The following is a 19,230-nucleotide window of genomic DNA, read 5'->3' as shown; positions in this document are numbered from 1 at the left end:
CGGGACTGGCTCTGGGGATGGTCCCGGGGATGGCCCGGAGATGGGCCTAGGACTTGGGGGTCTGGGGGGGGGTCGGGGGCTCTCGGATGACTCGGGCGCTCGCCGTAGACGGCGGGCTCACCCGGCCCCTGTTCCTCCGGCTCTCAGGTCTCGTGGTTCTGCGGTCCCGGGTGTTCAGAGATGCGCGGGTGCGCTCACGCCGAGCTGGTTCAGGCCGCCTGCCAGCACAGTCCCGGTGGCTTCGACGAGGGCCAGCCGGGCACGGTGGGCGGCCCCGGGTTTCTCGTCACCGCTGGGCAGCGGCGGGCACTGGTCGTGGAAGTCGAAGAAGGCGTCGCCCACGGCGACCAGATGGCGCGCATGCTGCGCGGGTGCCGACTCCTCGCTGACGCGCCGATGGTCGGCGAGCAACGAGAGCAGCGCGCCGCCGTCCGTCGCGTGCGCCTCGTGTGCGGCGTGCACCTCGTGCGGTTCGTGCGCCTCGTGCGGTTCGTGCGCCTCGTGTGCCGCGTGCGGTTCGCTGCCGAATCCCAGGTCATGGGCGTTGCGTACGAGCGCGCACGCCCGCGCGTGCGCGTACTGCACGCGGAAGAGAGTGCTCGCCTCCGCCGTACGTACGGTCAGCGCCGCCGGAGCCTCACCGGTGACGGCACTCCAGCGCGCGATGTCGACGGCGGGGGTGTCGGTGACCTCGGTCCCGGGTCCGGGATCGGGTTCAGGGTCGGTCTCGGGGTCGGGCGCGAGGTGCGTCTCGGGTTCGCGGTGGAGCGGCCGGTGTGACCGCCGGTGGGACGGCTGGTGTGACCGCCGGTGGGACGGCCGTGCCAACTCCGCTACGAGGTCCGCCCGCGCACGGCCGTCGAGGGTGACGTTGAGGAACCCGCCCCCGGCGATCTCCACAGCACGGACTCCGTCCTCCCGCAAGAGCCTGGCCCGCAGCACGCAGGCCACGTCGTACGGCGTCATCCCCGAAGGACCCGCCAGCCGGAAGGCCACGCTCACCGCGTAGTCCCCCGGCCCGCGCCGCGGCGACGACTCGACGGTCACCCGCTGTGGCAGCCCGGTGCTCGTGCGTACCGCCCCGAGTTCGCCGTCCTCGGCGGCACGACGTACGGCGTGCAGCACGGTGCGGGAGAGCTGGGCGGGTGTCACAGAGCAAGCGTATGGGAGAGGGGGTGGGTCGGCGCGAACGGGATTCAGCTGGCGGGCGTCGACGGTGAGACGGTGGCGCGGCGACGGCCACGGCGACGCGTCGACGCGGGGCGATGGGGCACCCCAGGCGCAGCGCTCGAAGACTCACGAAGACGCTCGGAGCGGAAGGCTCGACGGAAGCCTCGGCAAGGAGGACTCAGAGGGCTCAGTGGTGAGCCGGCCAACCAACCGGCTCTCCTGTTCGCCCGCGTCCCCCCTGCGGTCCTCGCCACCGCCGGTACGCCCCGTCAACTGCCGTACCATGCGCACGAGTTCGGACGGCTCGAAAGGCTTCGCCAGCAACGCGTCGACCTGCGGCTCCTTGCCGTCCTCTCCGTCGAGCTGCGAACGTCCGCTGACGATCGCGACCGGGATGTGCCGGGTGCGCGGATCGGAACGCAGCCGCTCTGCGGTACGCAGCCCGTTGAGCCGGGGCATCGCCACATCGAGGGTGACGAGATCCGGCCGTACTCCGTGCACCACGTCCAGACACTCGACACCGTCGGCAGCGGTCACCACCTCGAAGCCTTCCAGCTCGAGATTGACCTTGATGAGCTGCCGGATGACCTTGTCGTCGTCCACGACGAGGACCCGGCCAGAGGTACCTGGCACACACCGAGCCTAGGCACACCCCTCCCCCGGCGTCCGGCTTTTGCCCTTTTCCACCCCTGCGGGCCGTACCCTCCACCCCTTCGTGCGACCCTCCCACCACCCCCGTCGCCCGGCCTCGCACCCCTAAAACCCGGTTCCGGTGCACCACCGCCAAGCTGGTACTGTTCTTCCTGTCGCCGCTGACAGCGCGACGAGCCCCCGTAGCTCAGGGGATAGAGCAACGGCCTCCGGAGCCGTGTGCGCAGGTTCGAATCCTGCCGGGGGTACTTCTCATCAAGTGCCGAAACGCCCTGTGACCAGTGCTGATATTGGTTGCGGGGCGTTGTTGCGTGTGCAGGCGGATGCGGCTCGGAGCAGCCTCATGACAGTGATCACGTAATGACGACGTAATGATCTTGTTGGCGTAGTTCCAGGTCAACCGGTTAGAAGTCGACACCGAGGAGCCGAAGGGGCTCGCGGTCGATCACCGCGCGGCGAACCTTCTCGCGCAGCCACTCCACGAGGTCACGTTCCTGCTCAAGCAGGAGCACGAGCTCCCGCAGTTCCCCCAGGACCATCACTCGCTGCGCCAACACACGAGTACATTCTTCAACAGCCGGGCCAGTGAAACCGGAGGCTGAGATCATGAGGCCACGCACCTCAGCCCGGCCATAGACCCGGACCAAGTGCTCCGCAACAGGCCCCTTCCCTAGCGGCGCACCCCACCACTTGACCTCTACGAGGTACTGCGAACCGTCGAGCTCAATAGCACCGTCGATCTGCTCAGCCGCTTGGCCATCCTCCGTGCGGAGAACAAAGGCTTCACGTATCAACAGGCCATCCACAGCGAAGATCTTGTTGAGCAGGGCCTCGAGAGCCACGCCGCGTTCGTGGGGATCTGGCATGCTGAACAAGGCCGACAGCTCTGCACGCAGGGTTGCGTATCGCTGACGCCGCTGAGCCGCTTGCTGCTGACGTGCCTGGCGCTCAGACTGACCTCGTTTCCGCTCCTCCTCTTGCTGCAACCGCATGCGGGTGAACGAGTCCTTGACGTCGACAACTTTGCGGATCTTGGCGACCAGTCCCTCCGCCTTCAACTGGTCATCCGGCCAACAGGTGGCGAAGTCTTCGAACTCGGTGACACGGCGGAGCACCTCACGGCGCACTCCCAAGCCCCGGTCTCCCCGCTCATTCAGCTGACGCAGAACATCTCGAGCGATCGCATACTTGCTGATGGAGTCACGGTCCTGGCGCACCCGGCGGCGAAGTCCAGCCAGAAGTTGCTCATCAACACCTGCGCTGCGCAAAAAGTCCAGAACCGAAACCTTGCTCCTACACAGCAACGGGATGGTCTCGATGAGTAGTTCAAGCAGCTCAGGAGTCCAGTGGTAAGAGTCGTCGTGCACAACCCTCGTCGTCACCCCAAGGCCCGTCCCTTCAGGCTTAGCTGCTTGGCCGTCTCAGCGCGATACGCCCGTCAACGTTCAACTCACAACGTCATTAAGCGATGCTAAGCGTAACTGACAGGACACATCATGTTTTACGACGAGAGGGGAGCTCTCAAGATCACGAGAGCTCCCCATACTGGTTGGCGGCGTAGTCAGATCTCTTGCAGTCCCCTCATGATCCGGTCGTTCATCTCCTCCTCTTGGCCGTCGATGCACTTGGCGTAGATCTTGAGCAGAACCTCCACCGAGTGGTAAGCTCGTCGGGCAACCTCGGGAGCAGGGACACCGGAGTTGAGCCACTGGGAGACGCAGGCGTGCCGCAGGTCGTACGGCTTGGCCGCCAGCACCGTGCCAACTTGGTCCGGCTGGAGCCCCAGTTCTCGGGTCTGTCGCCAGACGCGGTAGTACGACGAGGACGCGACGACGTTGCCGCGCTCACTCGCGAAGATCCGGCCGTCGTCGGCCGTGCCGAACTCCTCCAGGTGCTCATGCAGCATGCGCACCAGTGGCGGAGGGATCGGCACGATACGTACCTCACCCGGGCTGCGCTGCTTGAGTCCGCGCCGGTCGTGCGCCTCACCCGAATCAGTCCAGGATTTTCCGACGGAAGGCCGGGTCTCCTCCACTGTGAGGCGTCCCCACCCCGTTTCCGGCAGATCGCAGTCACCATCTCGGAGACCAAGAGCTTCGCCGGGACGCATTGCCGCGTAGTACAGGCACCCGAAGAACGCCCTCAGCCGCCGGCCGGAAGCCCGCTCCCAGCCCCCGACGTACGTGACCGCGGTGAGCAGTTCCCGCGCTTGTCGGGGGTTCACCACAACGCGGTTGTCGACTTCCTGCACGGGTCGTTGACCGCGCTTCCGCCGAACCTTGTCGAGCGGGTTGGCCGCCAACAGGTCTAGCTCCACCGCATATTCGAGCGCGTTGTATGTCACGGCTCGACGCCGCCGGTAGGTCTGATTGGCCGCCGGCTTCCCGTCGAGCTTCCGACCCAAGGCATCCACGAGCGTGTGGACACGGTCGACGTCAGTCAGCTCAGCGACAGGCAGGGATGCCCGCTCCAACCACTGGGCAGCTCCCTCGATCTCCTCCGGCCTCTCTCGTGTACGTCGCGGAGTGGGCAGCAGGTAGGAACGAATTGCCCGGCGAAGCACCGGCGGCTCAGGTCGACTCCGAACTGCTCTGGTCAGGGCCGGGACCGCAACAGCCAAGGCATCGGTCATGCTGTCGCGCTGCTTCGCTGACGAGGTGGGCCACCGGTGATCCACATACTTCACTGCAAGCTCCAGCAGGCTCAGCGCTGCCTTGCCGCTGCGCAGCGAATCGGGCAGGCCCGTCACCGTGTCAAAGGGTTCGCCCTTGTCGACGGCTCGAAGGAGCTTGGCCCGAAAGCGATCCGCAAGTGCCTTCGTCTTGTACGTCTCGTGGAATGGCTGGCCGTCCACGGACCAACGAGCCAAGTACGTGGGCTTCTTGGCGGAACGGTTCGCGCTGAGCTTCCAGACGGAGACCTTGTACGACTTCATACGGCCCCCTCCGCCCTGTCCTTGAGCCAGTCGTCCAGCGCATCGCGTCGTACGCGAAGTTCGCCGTTGGGCAGCCGTATGCAGCGCGGAGCGATACGCAGTTCGCGCCAGCGGTAGAAGGTGCGCCGCGACACTCCACCCAGCTCGTCCAGGACCTCTCGGACCGTGAGGAGTTCGCTTCTGCTACGTGCCATGCCCGCCACCCCCCTCACGTAGCGAAGCGGCGATGAGGGCAGCCTCCGCGCTGTAGCCGCGACCTGCGTAGCGCCAGTCGCCGACGAGAGCGGTCGAGCGATCAGTCAGGCCGAGCCTCTGCCGCTGTTCCTCCGCGCGATGCTCGGTGCGGGCGTTGCGCAGCGTCGTCAACGTGGTCGAGTAGCGGCGTGACTTGGTCGAGAAGTGACCCCGATAGCCGAGCATGTGCGCCCAGCGGCGCAGCCGTAGCGGCTCGAAGGGCTCCAGCCCGCCGAGCCACCAGCACGTGCCGATCATGCGCAGCGTGTGGTCTCGCACGGGTAGCTCGGCCAGGTCGGAAGACCGGTAGATGCGTCGGTCTACAGCGCCGGCGCTCTCGGCTCCCTTCGTCGCGTACTTGGCGATGTAGGCAGCGACGGCAGCCGACGACAGGCCGCCGATGTCGGCCGACGTCACAGGCCGTACGTCGACCTGCGGTCCGAAACGCAGCAGCCGTCGGCCTACGACGTCCGACCCGACTGCCAGAACTCTGACACGTTCGGCGGCTTGCCGAACTGCCGGCGACAGCACATCCGTTGTCGCCCACCCAGGCGGCCCCATCTCCGGCCCTTCCGGACCGTCGAGGCGGATCACGGCATGGAAGTGGACCAAGCCCCGCCGCTGGTACTCCGCGACTTTGGCGTACGAGAGTCGAGCCGAGTTCGCGAAGTCCGTACGGGACAGCCCGACCATGCGGGCGAGTTCCCGACGCAGCTCCAGCGTGAACCGGTGCCACAACTCCCCCGCCTGCGCCTGCCAGAGCACTGCGCCCGCGTAGTCGTAGCAACGAGCGCAGAGCGGTTCGCCGAGCCGCGGATCATGCTCCACATGCCGCAGATGACAGCCGACGAAGGCCCCGTGTGGGCACCTCTCCCCCGCCCGGCGGGGACGACAGGCCAGACGGCGACCGTCCCTTTCGCGGTGAGAGTGGACCGCGCCGAAGCCCGGAGCCGTCAGAGTGGCGAACACCCGCGGGTGCGCGTCCACTTCTTTCGGCACATCCTTCCCACCCGCCAGCCCGGCACGGATCAGTTGATACGTGTCCGCGCGGTAGACGCGTGAGCAGGCGGGGCACACAGTGGCTCGGCGGTTGCCGCAAGTTGTCACCAGCCGACCGTCGGCACCGTCCAGACCGACTTCGTGCAGGGCTTCCCCGGTTGCCGTATCGACGAGTACCGACCGACCGATGAGGTGCACGGGATTCGTGCACCCGCCGAGCCGGACGATGTGTCGGCGCCATGCGTCGAAGTCGGGTCGGGTGGCACGGTCGAGAAGGCCGGCGACGTGGTGTGCGGTCATCGGCCACCCCCGAAGGCGTGCCGCATCGCTTCCGCGATGGCTCCCTGCCGCGACTTGGCGGAGAAGCGCAGCGTCGGCTCGGTCAGCCACAGAGCGGCGGCGTGCTCGGGGCACGTCCAGTGCTCTTCGTCGTCGGTGCTGACTAGAACGACCTGTTCCTGTCCGGCACAGGCCGGCCGCTCGTCGTCTCTCAGTTCGCACCAGGGGCGCGGCGATTTGCGCGATCGAGGCGCAGTGGACAAGGTGAGGCTGCTCCTTTCGCTGTTCATGAGGTGGATGGAGTAGGGCCCTGACGGGGTCGGGTTTGGCGACTTCGCGCCCCGTCGGGAGCCCGCTTTGCAAGTGAGCGGGTAGGTCATGACCGTCTCCAGAGGTCCGGTTTCAGAACTGGAGTTGGCCGAGGAATCCGCCGACGCCTTCGATCACGGCCTGTACGACCGGCGCCGCGGCGGTCTTCGCGAGCAGGAAGCCGAAGACCGAGCAGAGCAGGACTTCGAGCCACCGCAGGTAGCGGACACGGATCAGAAGTGCGATCAGCAGGCCGAGCAGCAGCGCACCTGACATCGTTACGAGCACGCTCTTCCCCTCTCATTCGTCGCTGTCGAGTCGTTCGATGTGCGTGAACGGTCCGGCTGAGGTGGCGCCGACGGCTTCCGCCAACTCCGGTACGCACGGCGTCAGATGGGCGCACTCGGCCGCGATAGCTTCCGCCTCCATCTCGGAGACCAGATGGGATCGAGCGCGGTCCCACCCGTCCGCCGAGGCGAGGATCGCCGTGCCGGCTTGCTCCGGGGTGATGGACTGAGCCGCATGCAGGGCGTCCGGATTGAGGTCGCCGAGAGCCATCTCTGCCGTGCCCGGGTCGGCCACTCGGTGACATATCCGGCCGCCGAGTTGCGCCCTTAGCGCTGTCACGCCGGGTCCGAGATCAGAGCCGACCCGTTGCCCGGCCACGACGAGGAACACCCCGAGCGCGGCACCGAGTTGAGCGAGCCGGATGAGCGCTGTTGCCGCTGCCTGCGCTTCGCCCTTCTCACCCCGGCTCGCAACGAGGAACAGCTCCGCCAGCTCGTCGACGATGACGACGACCGGGACCGGACGCTGCTTCTCCGGCAGTCCCCACACGTTCCGTACACGTGCTTCGCGGCAGATCGTCATTCGGTCCAAGGTCAGGTCGACCAGCGCACGAAGCAGTTTCACTGCCTGCCCGCGGTTGGTCGCCAGCGCCGACAGCCGAGGCCCGTAGAGCGAAAGCTCCATCCCGCCCTTGCAGTCGATACCGACCAGCGCCACTCGCTGTCGCGAGAGACCTGCGACCAGGGCGTTGATCAGCGTGGACTTTCCGGAACGAGTCGCGCCCACAATCAGCCAGTGCGGGACTTGCCGGAGATCCATGACCCACTGAGCGCCGGTCTCCAGGACGCCCACAGTGACGCGAAGCAGACGCCCAGGCGTTCGCTGTCGCGGTATGCGCGGCTCCCTCAACGGGTCCGTTGCCGAGGCGACGACCCGTACAACACCCGGCCTCCATGTGCTCACGCGGACCGCATGGACCTCCCAGTCATGCGCCATGGCCGGAGCCGCCTTGACGAAGTCCTCCGGCACCTGACCGGGCAGCATGCGTATGAGGAGACGGAAGCCGTCGCGTGTGGGAATCACCAACCCCCGTCGCGGTACGCGCGGTTGAGGCGGCGGGGCACCGTTGCCGACGAGGCCGGAGACCACCGTCAGCGCGGCCCTACGGCTGATCGCCAGGCCACATCCGGCCATCAGAGGGCGCCAGGTCCGTACGACGCGTATGCATGCGGCAGGGAAGCCGATGCACACCCACCAGACCACCGGGTAGTGCCGGCGCAGGGCCGGGCCCGCGATAAGCAGGCCCGACGCAAGCGCGGCGGCGACCACCAGCACGCCACTCGGCCAGCCGCTACCGGCCGAGTGCATAGAAGCGGTTGCCGAATGGATCACTGGCTCGTCCCCTTACCGCTGGGGGTAGCCGCAAGGGGCTTGATCTCGGTGGCGCGGTAAGCGATGCCGTGCCGCCCCTCGTTCTCCCACGGCACCGCGACCAGATCCCGGACCTGAACCGGGACGCCGTTCTGAACCCCGGCCGGCTCACCGGGGACACTCACGTTGACCACGTCAGCGGACGTGGCCGACATCAGACACAGACCGACCTGGTAGACGGTCTTGCCCGTGTCGCGGTCCACCCGCACGCGCCCCGTCTCGCGGTCCGCGATGCGCGGGGCGGGCGGCACGGCGCAGATGATCCCTGTGTACTTCGCCGTATCGATCGGCAGGACTGCCACTACTTGACCTCCATGTCAGTTGCCTCCGAAGGCCGTTCCTTCAGAGTGCTTTACAACCCGTAGTACGGGCGCAGCACGAACAGAGTGCCCACCCGTAGTACGGGTTGTCAACCGACATGAAGTGAGAGACGCTGTACCCGCTGACGAACCAGCCACCTCACGGAGCCGGGATGCCGACCAAGAAGCGCAGCGAGCAGGAGCAACAGCCCAAGTACCGTGCGATTGCTGACTACTTGCGCGAGGGCATCCTCAACGGCACGTTCCCGGAAGGCCGCCCTGTCCCCTCGGAGGACAAGCTCGCGGAACTGTTCAAGGTCACGCGGCCGACCGTGCGGCAAGGCATCGCGGAGCTCCGGGCGTCAGGGTTGGTCGAAGTGATGGCGGGACGAGGCGCGTTCGTCAGGTCGCTGCACAGCCGGCCGAGCCTCACACGGCCGCGCGGAGTGCGCCGCACCTCCGAGGGGAAGTACGTCGACGCCGACGGCATCAGTTGGACAGACGCCGAGCCGCCGACCGCGACCCGTACAGACGCCCCGCTCGCACTCGCCGAACTACTGCGCATCCCGCCGGGTGAGCCGATGTTCACGTACGACGTCTTGCAGACCGCCGACGCCGGCCGCCTGCGCCAACTCCACCGCACGTACGTGCCGTTCTCGGTACTGGCCGGAACCAAGTACGAGGAGACAGCGCCGCCGCCAGCCCCGGCGCTCTACGCCACCTTGGCCGAGATGGGACACGAACTCACCTTCACCGAGCACGTACGAGCGCGCATGCCCCTACCGGACCAGGCCAAGGCACTCCACCTCGGAGAAGGAATGCCGGTGTTCCAGCTCCTCCGAGTCGCAACCGGCAACGACAGCCGCCCGCTGGCACTCGAAGAGCTTCACCTGCCGGGCAGCGACTTGGACCTGATCTACGACCTCACGCCCTAACCTGGCTCAAACCTTCTCCACGTCTTCAAGACACCCGGCTGCGCTCCGCTTCGCCGGGCGTGCTTCCCGGCGAAGCGGAGCGTCGGTCCTGCCTACGGCCCGCTTTGCCCTTGCTCGCCGACGCGCACCCACATGTGGTGTAGAGCCGATGGCCACGAGTCGATCACCGCAGAGCACAGCCCGGTCAGAACAATGCCTCCGGCGGGGGGCCGGCCAGCACCAGGATGGAGAGGGCGCCGTCGCCGACTGTGGGCCCGTGTGGCATGCGCGGGGAGCTCCTGTCCCGTCCGCCGTCGACCCAGGCGAAGCCGAGCAGACGCGCCCCCTGGCGTCCAGGTCGTTCGTACAGTTGCGCGCTCCACCTGGACGCCAGGGACCACGCCCGCTCCACATCCGTGTGGGTCGACGGCGGACGGGAGGGGAGCTGGGGTGCGCTTTAGAGGAGTCGGTTACCCAACGGGATGTTAGGGACGATACCGAATCAGACATTTCTCGCAAGAAGCAACTACAACTTGATATTAGAGATACAGCTTTGCGATCCACACCCTTTCCCTTCGTTGACCCACCTTCGACAGTTCGGACAGCGAATTTCTGAATATAGGTCCAATACCGCCCTGCCGAAATGCAGGGCCTCATTCATGCTCAACTGAAGCACCTTAGGATCAGAATGGGCGGCCAAATTTCGCAAAGATCGATCGGCTGCTAGATTCCTAATTTGTGGCTCAAGGCGAGTGTTTCGCAGCGAAGACTCTGTGGCAGACCAAAGGTCCGCAAGCATGTGTCGGCCGTCTCTCCGGTATGGGACCATGAGGCCGAATCGGGCACAAAGCTCTCTGCACAAATTTTCTAGCAATGGACCGGCGCGACCCACGATTCCGTCCGGCTCACCGTGGTTTAGCATAAGTAGGAGATCTTTCGAAAGCACATCCACGCCTGGCGGCTGAAGTATTGGGCCCTCAAAGGAATGCCACGACCTAATCTGATGCTCAACGAACCTGTGCTCATGCACATTGAATAGAGATCGCAACCGTTCCATCCACAGCCGGTCATGGACGGTAAAAATCAGCTGCCAATCTTGGAAGTTGCGCAATAGATGGTTGACGAAGTCCTGTCGCACACCTGCGTCCACGCTTTGTAGAACATCATCCAGAATGAGGATCCTTGCCTGCCCGTGCTCTGCTGCCTTTTTCGCGACAGACGTGAAAAAAAGCAGGGCCAACAGGTCTCTGTAGGCCTCCGAAAAGATTTGTTGCGGGAAGCAACTTCGCCCATCGATTAGCCCTACGCGGATATCGAGTGACAGCGGACCAGACCTGCCAAACAAGATATCAATTCGTTCAACAGGATGCTCCCGGCAAATCTCCGTGAAAGCCTGAGTTACCTCGTCCCCTACCCCTTGCAACGCAACCTTCAGCAAATCAACTTGATCTCGATGGAGGACAGGGTTCAGGAGATTGTCTTTTGCCGCGATCTGCTTCTTAATGCTCCGCATCTCCGAGTGAACTTGAAATAGGTTCCTGATCACGCGAGCAAGCTCTGGATCCATCCTTTCCCAGCCCCCGTTCTGCTGAAAACTGTGCGGGGTCTGCTCCTTGTAAACCCTCTTCTGAACTACTTTGCCGAATCCTTCTCGACCATCCACATCAGCAGGGTGGACGCCTAGGAGGGGGGCAAGGCGTTCGGCATAGGCAGTTCGCCTAATACGAAGTTCCGTCAGCGTCGCTTCCAAGCGATGTGCGGCTTCGTCTGGACGGATCGCCAATGTCTCGGCGCTCGCGGGGAAGTAGTCCAGTAGAATCGTGCCTCGACTCAGAGCGCCTGTGTCGAGGAAGCGGAGAAGATCGGCCCTTCGAATTGTGATAGGGGCGAGACGAAATCCTGGCCTCACCGTCAATGGGTCAGCCGCAATAGCGCCGCCAGCATTGGTGACAACTTCTCGTCGAACCTGAGTGCCATCCGAGAGTTCCACCATAGACCAATTACCAGAGTCTCTGGAGAACGAGCGCAACGCAGGCGAGACGGGTGAATCATAAAGTGTCGAACGGCCAATTCTGCCTTGCAGGGCAAACTCAACCGCATCCACAATAGTGGATTTACCAGTGCCATTCTCGCCGAAAATCAAAGAAGAAACGGGCTCCTTCTTCAACAAGAAGGGTATTTTTAGGGACCCAGGGGCGCCTCTGATACCAAAAAGCTCAACTAATTTGATCCGTGCTTCACTGTCTGAGCGGTCGTAGGCGACACTGAGACTTAGGCGATTGGCTTGCTCCTGCTGCGCGCTGGCTGCAATGGCCAGGAGATCTGCGGCCGACTCGATATCCTCTAGCCGATCGTGATCTGGCAGTATGAATAGATCCTTTCTAGATCCCATGATCTTGGCATCTTTAAGGATGTCTTCCACCTTGGCGGCGTCGAAGCCGGGGCCAAGGAAGCTCAGCCAATCGGCCGAGTCTGTCTTGGTTTCTTCCAGCCTTGTCCTTAGCCCAACACGGATGAAACGAGGTATTCTGACGCCTGCGCTGCATTTTTCGGCCAACTCTAAAGCAGCGCGCCTAACCTCTGGTGTGGCATATGTGCCGCTCCGGGCAAGGAAGAAGCAAGCAAAGCAAAGTTTAGTCACGGATTCAATCAACCGATGTGGGTCACGAAGCCTTACAGCATCGTTCGCCAGGCGATCAGCGTGAAAGAATTGTAGCTGAACCTGCTCTCGACCTTGCACCTTGTGTTTTCTAATTGCCGTTTTGATGGATTCATCGTCAGCAGATTCCCATTGTGCTATAAGGGAACGCGGAATCGGAGAGACTCGTTGGCGTGACCGTATAATTGAAAGCAGTCGATCGGCCGTCTCTGCCAGTGCAGCGGCGTCCTTTTCAGAAGCGCCCTTATTGACATTCCGACTTTGCACAGACCCTCCGATTCACCCTGTTGCTCTGCCTGGGCACGCCTACCTCGGTGGCGCACCAAGGTCGCCTGTGTCGATGTTGCACGATCGAAGATGTTGTGTCCGTCGAAACGTACACGGAGCAGGTCCCAAGCCAGGGCGCCGTGAACCGCATCTCCCGCTTCCCATGGCCCACTTCGCCCTAACTGTCCGTCACCGCAGGTCCAAACGACCTTCGCCGCGTGCTGCTGGCGCCGTGAACCTTGTCTCCTGTGCTCGACGTGCTAGCTCTCGGGCTGACGCCTGAGCATCGCCCCTCGCATCCATGCCCCCCGGGGGGTGCCGTCCAGTCGACCGTAACGAGTCGATCAGCACCACTCATGTCAAGTCCGGGGAGTTTGCGGGTGGCGTGGCCTGTCGAGGGCCTGGTGGGAGCGTTTGACGCGGCAACGGAACCCCTGCCGGACTGTGAGTGCCGAAGTCGCAGTCCAAGGGGCTCCGTTGTCTGTCCAGTGAGCTGTTTCAGACCTCACGTTGCCTACCGGATCATCGACGCCTTGCCGAGATCGGCGCCAAGTGCTTTGCCGACAAGGGCAATCATGGCGCAGGACGTACCGTGATCGTCCCGTTCAGCGGCAGGCATCGGAACCTGTCCACCGACGGTGCGGATCTTCGCGTGGGCGCCCTGACGCTCTTCGGCGACTGCCCCTATCGCGGTGTATGAGCAGCGTTGACTGCCGTGCTGCCCGGCGGGTTAGCACCGGATCCGTCAGCAGCCTCCTGCGGCTGGCCCGGCGCCGGCTGGGAGTCGCCCTTTGGCTTTGCTCTTCGAGCCGTTGCGCAGGCCGGCGGGCTGTGAGTCGATGCCGCGGGTGTTCTGGCGTGGCCTGCGGCTGGTGGCCCGGGACGGCACAAGTCTGGAGGCGTCCGGCAGTACCGGGAATGTGGAGCACTTCGGCCAGCACGCACACGGCAGCAGCCGCCCTGCCGAGCATCCGCAGGCGCGGCTGGCCACCCTGGTCGAGTGCGGCACCAGAGCGTTGATCGCGGCAGCCGACGGGCTCATGCGCGAGAAGGCACTGCCCCAGGCGCGCCGTCTACTGCCCTCGCTGCGGCCGGGGATACTGCTGCTGGCCCCCGCGGATACGACGGATTCGGAGCCATCCGCGAGGACGCCTCGAGCCGTGCTGATCTGGTGTGGCCGGACGGCTCCGAGACCCGGGCCCCGCGTCGAGCAAGAGCAACGGGCCACTCGTGCACTTAACGGGCAAGTGCAAAGCCTGCCCGAGTAGCCGATCAGAGCACGCCCCTCTGATCGTGCTCGAACCGGGCAGGCGACCCGCCAAACCCGCTTCGCCGACCTCTGTGCTGGGCGTACGGTATGAGGCTGTGGGGCAGAGCACACAGCGCAGTCGTTTCCTCGATCGGGCCGCTGGCCGTCTATGGGTAGTCGAAGGTCGCCTTGATCTTCCTGACGTAATTAATTTTAGTGACTTAAAACCCTTTTGGGCAGATTACCGGCCCGAGATACAGAGATATCTTGCGGACTCCCACTACCTGCCAGACCACATTGAACTTGTCGAGCACCCCAAGGGCTATATAGCTACACGCCCACTGGCTAGACTTTCCGTTCAAGATCGTCTTATATATGAGACATTGGCATTCGAAGCCGCGGATGCCATCAACTCCATGTTGTCGAAATCAGTATTTAATCACCGATCTCGACGCCAATCAGTGCATTCAGTCGAGGACTGGAAGCGGATGCGCAAGAAGGCGCGCGACTTCCTCACTCGTGACAAAAATCTGCTGATGGCAAGAACTGATATTGTGTCGTTTTACGAGCATATCGACACAGGTGTACTGGCGATGGATTTGACAGCTGCCGGTGTCAGTGACGAAGTAGTAGGCCAACTCCAGAGTTTCCTTGAAGGCTTCGAGCGACAATGCCACACCTGGGGCCTTCCCCAGGGTTCGGCCGCTTCGGGGATATTGGCCAATGCCTATCTCCTGCCGGTCGACAATTTCATCCAGCAGTTTGATACTCAATTCTTGCGTTACTCGGACGACATATACATATTCGACTCGAATGAAGAGAGACTGCGTTCAATACTCCTACAGGTCAACCGAGCCTTTAGGACGCGACGACTCAATATGTCGGCCGCCAAGACCACCATATTTACACGCAACGCCGCGGAGCGATACCTAGACGACATGCAAAAGGATTTGATCATGTACGACCTAGGACTAGGGAAGCGCTCGGCGCTGGAAGACCTGCGCCACCTTTTCCATTCAGCGGTGAATGAAACACCCGCAAATGAAAGGGATATCAAGTTCTCACTACCTCCCCTGGGGAGAAAGAATGATGATTTCGCTTTCCCGTGGGCTATCGACAATCTTAAGAGTTGGCATCATCTGTCTCCCCGCCTACTGCGATACTTGGAGAGCCTTCCTGGAAAACGGAAGGATCTACAAGTGACATTGGAAGGAATACTCGAGCGGGTACCTACAATCGACTACCCATTTCTAGAGCGCAACCTATTCGAAACTGCGACTCGGTGCGGACTCCTTTCCGAGACAATACGAGCGAACGCTTGGATGGTGCTCCGCGACCGCAACAGAAGTAGCTACCCTCGTGAATTTGCAGCCAGATACATAGGAAGGCTTGGAACTCCCAACGATGGCCAACTCCTCAAGATGGAGTACGAAGGAGAGTCCCACATTGACGTACGCCGCGCTCTCCTAGTGGCGATGTATGAGGCCGACTACATGCCCACTGGATTGCTCAAAAGCCTTCAGAACTCTTCTACGATGCTTAAATGGACCGCCAAATACTTGCATCGTCAACCCGAAATCCCTTTCCCTAAGTTCTAGAGTTAGGAGTACGGGCCAGTGACAAGGTTCATTATTTACCAAATTCTCTTTCTTGCCTCATTGACTCTGGCGTTTGCGGCTCACGGTTCCACTGTGGGTAATCTAGCCAGCGGCGCTGTCATCAGTCTCTCGATTCCGGTACTTGATGGACTTATAGCTAACCGCATCACCATGCGTCATCTCTGGTATTCGGTTCGCTATGCAGGAAAGGATGTGAGAATATCCGCTGCATACCTCTTTAGGATCAAGATTGATGACAAGTACTTACTAGTCAAAGGTCGTCGCTTCGCGCAAATCCAGCCCGTGGGTGGCGTTTACAAGGTCTCTTCATCTGGGACAGTTTTCCTTACTAGTATCAATGCACAAGATGACTCGTTAATCCCTTTCGACAGTCAAAGTGGTAACGACCTTAGAATATACATCAAAGGCTCGCAGATTCCTAAATTCTATAAATGGTTTAACGAGCGTTCGGGGCGTGAGGATTCACCATGGCGCGAGTTTTACGAGGAGCTAATCGGTACGGGGATACTGTCACAAGAAGTGTTTCCCTACGTCTTTCAGGATTACGTTAAGCGAGAGGTTGATCCAATCAGATACAGCGAGCACGCTGAATCGCTTGAGATCTTGATTGCGGATGTATATGAACTATTGCCGACTCCAGCTCAGGAGGCTGAACTCCGGCAACTCGCTAATACAGATCTCCCGGACGTGACCTGGGTGGCAGAAGAGACCATCCGGCGACGCGGAGTATTGCCCGACAGAACAGTCTTGAACGTGGCACAGCACGCTCGCCGTATTGTCTAGGAGATTGGTTTGCTAGCTCACTGCTAGCCGCACGCAGGTATGCCGTCTCGTTCGAGCTGCGGCGCCGAGGCGCCGGTCTCGACGGACGGCATACCCTCAACTCATCGCGTAAAGCACTGACTCATACCCCCGTGAAACTCTGCTCGCTTGCCGGAAACAACCTCGCCTCACTCATAACCGGGCCTGCCGCGAGTGACCATCCAGGCGCAGCAAGCGGTGGCATGAAGAAGTCCCGGACATCGACTCCTTGGCAAGGACGGGCCGAGCCGTGCACAGGGCGGTTTTCGGTCTGATGTCACCCTGCGGGAGTTTCGGGCGGCGAACTCCTCGGAGGTGGCGTGTCGTGACGGGCCATCTCGACGGACAGGCCAGCCGTCAGAGCGCGGGCCAGCAACTCCGTCGCTGCCGGGCGAACTTCGCCGAGGCAGACGATTCCGTCGCCGCGCACATTGACGTCTGCTCGTAGGCCCGGCAGGTCGGTTTCCAGGCCCAGGGCTCGAAGGGCCTCAGCCAACGCGTCTGCTCCGCGACGGCCTTCCATCCAGCCGCGTACGTAGGGCACATCCGATTGCAAATCCTCGGCGCTCGGGGCGCACACGTCTCGTCGGCCTGTCATTCCGTTCACCTCGTTCACCGCTCGCATCGTTCCTATGGCCCGTCAGTGGTGTGAACGTCGCTCGGGCACTCCAGGGCCAGCCGAAGCAGCTCCGCAAGACGTTCCGCGATCTGGGGTGCGATGCGGCCAAGCTCGATCATTCCGTGTCCGAAGGCGTTCAAGTCGGCGCGCAGGTAAGGGAAGTCCCGCTCCATGCCGGCTGCAATGAGGACGTCGCGCAGTGCCGCCATCGCATGACGCGCGGCGTACCACTCACTGCTTTCCAGAGGCGACCAGTTCGCGTCGTCCGGGAAGTCCTGCTCAGCGTTCACGAGCTACCTCCGGCGACATCGCGCTCAGTTGGCCTTGCGGCTTCCCGAGCGTTGCCTCCAGGTCCACGCGCTCCCGCTCGTACTGATCGGCACGGTCGACCAGAGCGGATGTGGCTACGAGCATTACCGCAAGCGCCGCGACTCGCGCAGGCGTGGCCTCTGGACGCCTCGTTGGAGCACGGAGCCAGGCGTATCGGTCGGCGCTGAGCGGCATCGGGCCAGGGGCGACGATCACTGAGCCTTCGTCCAGATAGCGGTAGGAGAGGGCATCGGTCGTCTCGTTCAACACCATGCGGGCGAAGCGTTCGCGCTGACCGGAGGGCAGAAAGAAGCCGGTTCGCCGCGCTGAGCGGTCCATCATGACGGGCCCCATAGGCATGTTGTGGCGCGTCAACTGCTCGAAGGTCTCCAGTCCGACTCGCTGGGCGACCGAGACCACGTCGAAGTAGCGGCCAGCCGAGAGCGGGTACGGTGCACGCGGGTCGGCGGCCCAGTGTTCACGGCACGCCTCCGGGTCGTCCGCGGAGGCGGACAGCCATTGGATGCCGCGCTTGCTCATCATCTGCACGTCGTCTCACCTCAGTTGGCGACCGGCGACCACCGGTTGGTCGCCGTACGACCACCTTCCGGTGTGCGCCCATGAGCTGGGGAGATGACGAGAGGTGACGTGGGGTGACGCGCCCGGCAACAGCACGTCCTCTCACGTCACTTCCAGGCTGAGTGGCCGGTTATTAGCAAGGGGAAGACACCGAAGCGTGACGTCCTTACCGTCAGATGGAAGAGCCATTGCAGCCGGAACCGGGGGTAGGCGGTCATGACGAGTCAGGACCAGGCCGCCCGCTCTGCCGTGAACGAACTACGCAGCGCCCGAAAGCAATTGGGCTGGGGACAGGGGCGCCTGATCGCGGAGATGCGGCGAGCCGCCTCGCGCAAAGGCGACCAGCTACCCGGTGACGCGAGCGTGAAGCGACGAATCGCGAGCTGGGAGAACGGACATAGCGTCCCGGATGACTTCTACGGGCCCCTGGTATGCGAGGCGTTGGGGAAGTCACCAGTCGAGTTGGGGCTTGGACATCTACTCACCCAAGATGCCCAGTTGTTGGACGTGCGCTATCCCCCGAGCCCAGAGGACGCGTTCCGGTCGGTCGACCAGCTGTGGCGTGCTGATCTACACGGGTACGAGCCACTGCTTCTCTCGGAAGCGTCGCAACCGGCTTGGAGCGAGGCATCGCTTCGTTGGCTTGTCGCACCCGAGCCTTCCTTTCCGGCTTCGCCCCCGAAAGGGCATCTGCGGGTCGGTCTCACAGACGTGGACGCGATCAAGTCCACCAGCGACATGTTCGCGGAGATGGACGACCGCTTCGGCGGAGATCACGGGCGTCAGGCAGTCATCCAGTACCTCAGCCGCGATGTGGCCCCTTTGCTCACGGGGCAGTACACGGAAGCGGTTGGCCGCGCGTTGTTCTCCACCGTCGCAGAGTCGACCCTGCTGGCCGCCTGGATGTCGTACGACACCTGCCACCACGGATTGGCGCAGCGGTACTTCCTCCAAGCGCTCAGGCTCGCTCAGGACGGGGACGACCGTCGCCTTGCCGGAAGCATTCTTTCGGCGATGAGTCACCAGGCCACGTTCATCGGCAACTTCACTGAAGCCGCGACGCTCGCGCGTGCAGCCCGCATGGGTATCTCGGGCGTGGCAACACCGACGCTGATGGCCCAGTTCCACGCCATGGAAGCCCGCGCCCTCGCGCGCTCTGGCGATGCCCGTGGGTGTGAAACGGCTCTGGCCGAAGCAGCGAGGCTGCTGGAAAGCGTGAACAACGACGACGAACCGGAGTGGATCACCTACTTCGACCAAGCCGAACTCGCGGCAGAAGCGGCCCACTGTTTCCGAGACATCGGAAAGGCACAGAAGGCGGTCAGCCAAGCCGAGAACGCCATGAGCGGTAGCCACGTACGAAGCGACTTCTTCGCCACGATGGTTCTAGCGGATGCTCACCTGGCGGCCGGCAACGCCGAAGAGGCGTGCACCATCGCGTTGGACGCCCTCGACATGGGGACTCAGCTCAAGTCCAAGCGTTGCGCCGGATACCTTGCCGAATTCCGCACCAACTTGAGGCAGTTGGGCAATGCCGCGCCAGTCCGGGACTTCCACGAGCAGGCCGCGGAGCACCGTCTGTGGCAGGAGGCTCGCGAAGTGAAGCTCCCGTACTAGGT

At 63.0% G+C, this 19,230-nt stretch carries 17 protein-coding genes and 1 tRNA gene; 5 read left to right on the top strand and 13 right to left on the bottom strand.

Features of this window, described 5'->3' with window-relative positions; genetic code table 11:
• Window positions 1-174 precede the first annotated feature (174 nt).
• Together MMA15_RS20235 and MMA15_RS20230 are read right to left on the bottom strand one after the other, a co-directional pair.
• Entirely contained in the window at window positions 175-1,152 is a 978-nt protein-coding gene (locus tag MMA15_RS20235) for a DALR anticodon-binding domain-containing protein (protein ID WP_241061552.1), read from the bottom strand.
• Between the two features lie 144 nt (window positions 1,153-1,296).
• A complete protein-coding gene (locus MMA15_RS20230; protein WP_241061551.1) occupies window positions 1,297-1,803 on the bottom strand; it encodes a response regulator in 507 nt (168 codons plus the stop codon).
• Between the two features lie 194 nt (window positions 1,804-1,997).
• On the opposite strand from MMA15_RS20230, the gene MMA15_RS20225 reads away from it, so the two are divergent.
• Window positions 1,998-2,069: transfer RNA gene (locus MMA15_RS20225), tRNA-Arg, on the top strand.
• Window positions 2,070-2,225: 156 nt separating this feature from the next.
• Here the strand turns inward: MMA15_RS20225 and MMA15_RS28300 are convergent.
• The 8 genes from MMA15_RS28300 to MMA15_RS20185 form a co-directional block, all read right to left on the bottom strand.
• Window positions 2,226-3,188, bottom strand: coding sequence for a restriction endonuclease (locus MMA15_RS28300; RefSeq protein WP_241061550.1), 963 nt, complete (start codon window positions 3,186-3,188; stop codon window positions 2,226-2,228).
• Between the two features lie 194 nt (window positions 3,189-3,382).
• Window positions 3,383-4,756 (bottom strand): tyrosine-type recombinase/integrase, encoded by a 1,374-nt coding sequence (locus tag MMA15_RS20215; protein WP_241061549.1) that lies wholly within the window; start codon window positions 4,754-4,756, stop codon window positions 3,383-3,385.
• Window positions 4,753-4,950 carry a helix-turn-helix transcriptional regulator gene (locus tag MMA15_RS20210; RefSeq protein ID WP_241061548.1) on the bottom strand — a complete coding sequence of 66 codons (198 nt, stop codon included), beginning with the start codon at window positions 4,948-4,950 and terminating at the stop codon, window positions 4,753-4,755. Before MMA15_RS20210 ends, MMA15_RS20215 begins: the two co-directional genes overlap by 4 nt.
• A complete protein-coding gene (locus tag MMA15_RS20205) occupies window positions 4,940-6,289 on the bottom strand; it encodes a replication initiator (RefSeq protein WP_241061547.1) in 1,350 nt (449 codons plus the stop codon). Before MMA15_RS20205 ends, MMA15_RS20210 begins: the two co-directional genes overlap by 11 nt.
• Window positions 6,286-6,531, bottom strand: a complete 246-nt coding sequence (locus MMA15_RS20200) for a hypothetical protein (protein ID WP_241061546.1) — start codon at window positions 6,529-6,531, stop codon at window positions 6,286-6,288. Before MMA15_RS20200 ends, MMA15_RS20205 begins: the two co-directional genes overlap by 4 nt.
• A 139-nt stretch (window positions 6,532-6,670) precedes the next feature.
• A complete protein-coding gene (locus MMA15_RS20195; protein WP_241061545.1) occupies window positions 6,671-6,865 on the bottom strand; it encodes a hypothetical protein in 195 nt (64 codons plus the stop codon).
• A gap of 12 nt (window positions 6,866-6,877) precedes the next feature.
• On the bottom strand, window positions 6,878-8,233 hold the full coding sequence (locus MMA15_RS20190; protein WP_241063318.1) for an FtsK/SpoIIIE domain-containing protein: 1,356 nt from the start codon (window positions 8,231-8,233) through the stop codon (window positions 6,878-6,880).
• 20 nt (window positions 8,234-8,253) lie between these two features.
• Window positions 8,254-8,598 carry an SCO3933 family regulatory protein gene (locus MMA15_RS20185; protein ID WP_241061544.1) on the bottom strand — a complete coding sequence of 115 codons (345 nt, stop codon included), beginning with the start codon at window positions 8,596-8,598 and terminating at the stop codon, window positions 8,254-8,256.
• Between the two features lie 170 nt (window positions 8,599-8,768).
• Here MMA15_RS20185 and MMA15_RS20180 point away from each other — a divergent pair, with 170 nt between their 5' ends.
• Window positions 8,769-9,530 (top strand): GntR family transcriptional regulator, encoded by a 762-nt coding sequence (locus MMA15_RS20180; protein WP_241061543.1) that lies wholly within the window; start codon window positions 8,769-8,771, stop codon window positions 9,528-9,530.
• A 505-nt stretch (window positions 9,531-10,035) separates the two neighbouring features.
• On the opposite strand, the gene MMA15_RS20175 is transcribed toward MMA15_RS20180, so the two are convergent.
• Window positions 10,036-12,249, bottom strand: coding sequence for an AAA family ATPase (locus MMA15_RS20175; protein ID WP_241061542.1), 2,214 nt, complete (start codon window positions 12,247-12,249; stop codon window positions 10,036-10,038).
• A gap of 1,551 nt (window positions 12,250-13,800) precedes the next feature.
• Here MMA15_RS20175 and MMA15_RS20165 point away from each other — a divergent pair.
• On the top strand, window positions 13,801-15,282 hold the full coding sequence (locus MMA15_RS20165) for an RNA-directed DNA polymerase (protein WP_241061541.1): 1,482 nt from the start codon (window positions 13,801-13,803) through the stop codon (window positions 15,280-15,282).
• Window positions 15,283-15,300: 18 nt separating this feature from the next.
• Entirely contained in the window at window positions 15,301-16,086 is a 786-nt protein-coding gene (locus tag MMA15_RS20160) for an SMODS-associated NUDIX domain-containing protein (protein ID WP_241061540.1), read from the top strand.
• A gap of 648 nt (window positions 16,087-16,734) precedes the next feature.
• Here the strand turns inward: MMA15_RS20160 and MMA15_RS20155 are convergent.
• Complete coding sequence (locus MMA15_RS20155; protein ID WP_241061539.1) at window positions 16,735-17,013, bottom strand: hypothetical protein; 279 nt, start codon at window positions 17,011-17,013, stop codon at window positions 16,735-16,737.
• Window positions 17,003-17,575, bottom strand: coding sequence for a bifunctional DNA primase/polymerase (locus MMA15_RS20150; RefSeq protein ID WP_241063317.1), 573 nt, complete (start codon window positions 17,573-17,575; stop codon window positions 17,003-17,005). The genes MMA15_RS20155 and MMA15_RS20150 overlap by 11 nt, the downstream gene beginning before the upstream one ends.
• Window positions 17,576-17,827: 252 nt before the next feature.
• Here MMA15_RS20150 and MMA15_RS20145 point away from each other — a divergent pair, with 252 nt between their 5' ends.
• Window positions 17,828-19,228: an NsdA family TPR-like regulatory protein gene (locus tag MMA15_RS20145; RefSeq protein WP_505016613.1), complete on the top strand. Its 1,401-nt coding sequence runs from the start codon at window positions 17,828-17,830 to the stop codon at window positions 19,226-19,228.
• Window positions 19,229-19,230 lie beyond the last annotated feature (2 nt).

This window comes from Streptomyces marispadix, assembly GCF_022524345.1.
Taxonomy (GTDB): domain Bacteria; phylum Actinomycetota; class Actinomycetes; order Streptomycetales; family Streptomycetaceae; genus Streptomyces; species Streptomyces marispadix.
The sequence above is the reverse complement of the archived record's forward strand: the minus strand, read 5'-3'. Positions and strand labels throughout refer to the sequence as shown.

What these genes read in the sequence shown, in the direction of transcription:
- MMA15_RS20215 (WP_241061549.1), bottom strand. Translation starts at nt 4,756, where the DNA reads ATGAAGTCGTACAAGGTCTCCGTCTGGAAGCTCAGCGCGAACCGTTCC.
- MMA15_RS20210 (WP_241061548.1), bottom strand. Translation starts at nt 4,950, where the DNA reads ATGGCACGTAGCAGAAGCGAACTCCTCACGGTCCGAGAGGTCCTGGAC.
- MMA15_RS20205 (WP_241061547.1), bottom strand. Translation starts at nt 6,289, where the DNA reads ATGACCGCACACCACGTCGCCGGCCTTCTCGACCGTGCCACCCGACCC.
- MMA15_RS20190 (WP_241063318.1), bottom strand. Translation starts at nt 8,233, where the DNA reads ATGCACTCGGCCGGTAGCGGCTGGCCGAGTGGCGTGCTGGTGGTCGCC.
- MMA15_RS20180 (WP_241061543.1), top strand. Translation starts at nt 8,769, where the DNA reads ATGCCGACCAAGAAGCGCAGCGAGCAGGAGCAACAGCCCAAGTACCGT.
- MMA15_RS20150 (WP_241063317.1), bottom strand. Translation starts at nt 17,575, where the DNA reads ATGATGAGCAAGCGCGGCATCCAATGGCTGTCCGCCTCCGCGGACGAC.
- MMA15_RS20145 (WP_505016613.1), top strand. Translation starts at nt 17,828, where the DNA reads ATGACGAGTCAGGACCAGGCCGCCCGCTCTGCCGTGAACGAACTACGC.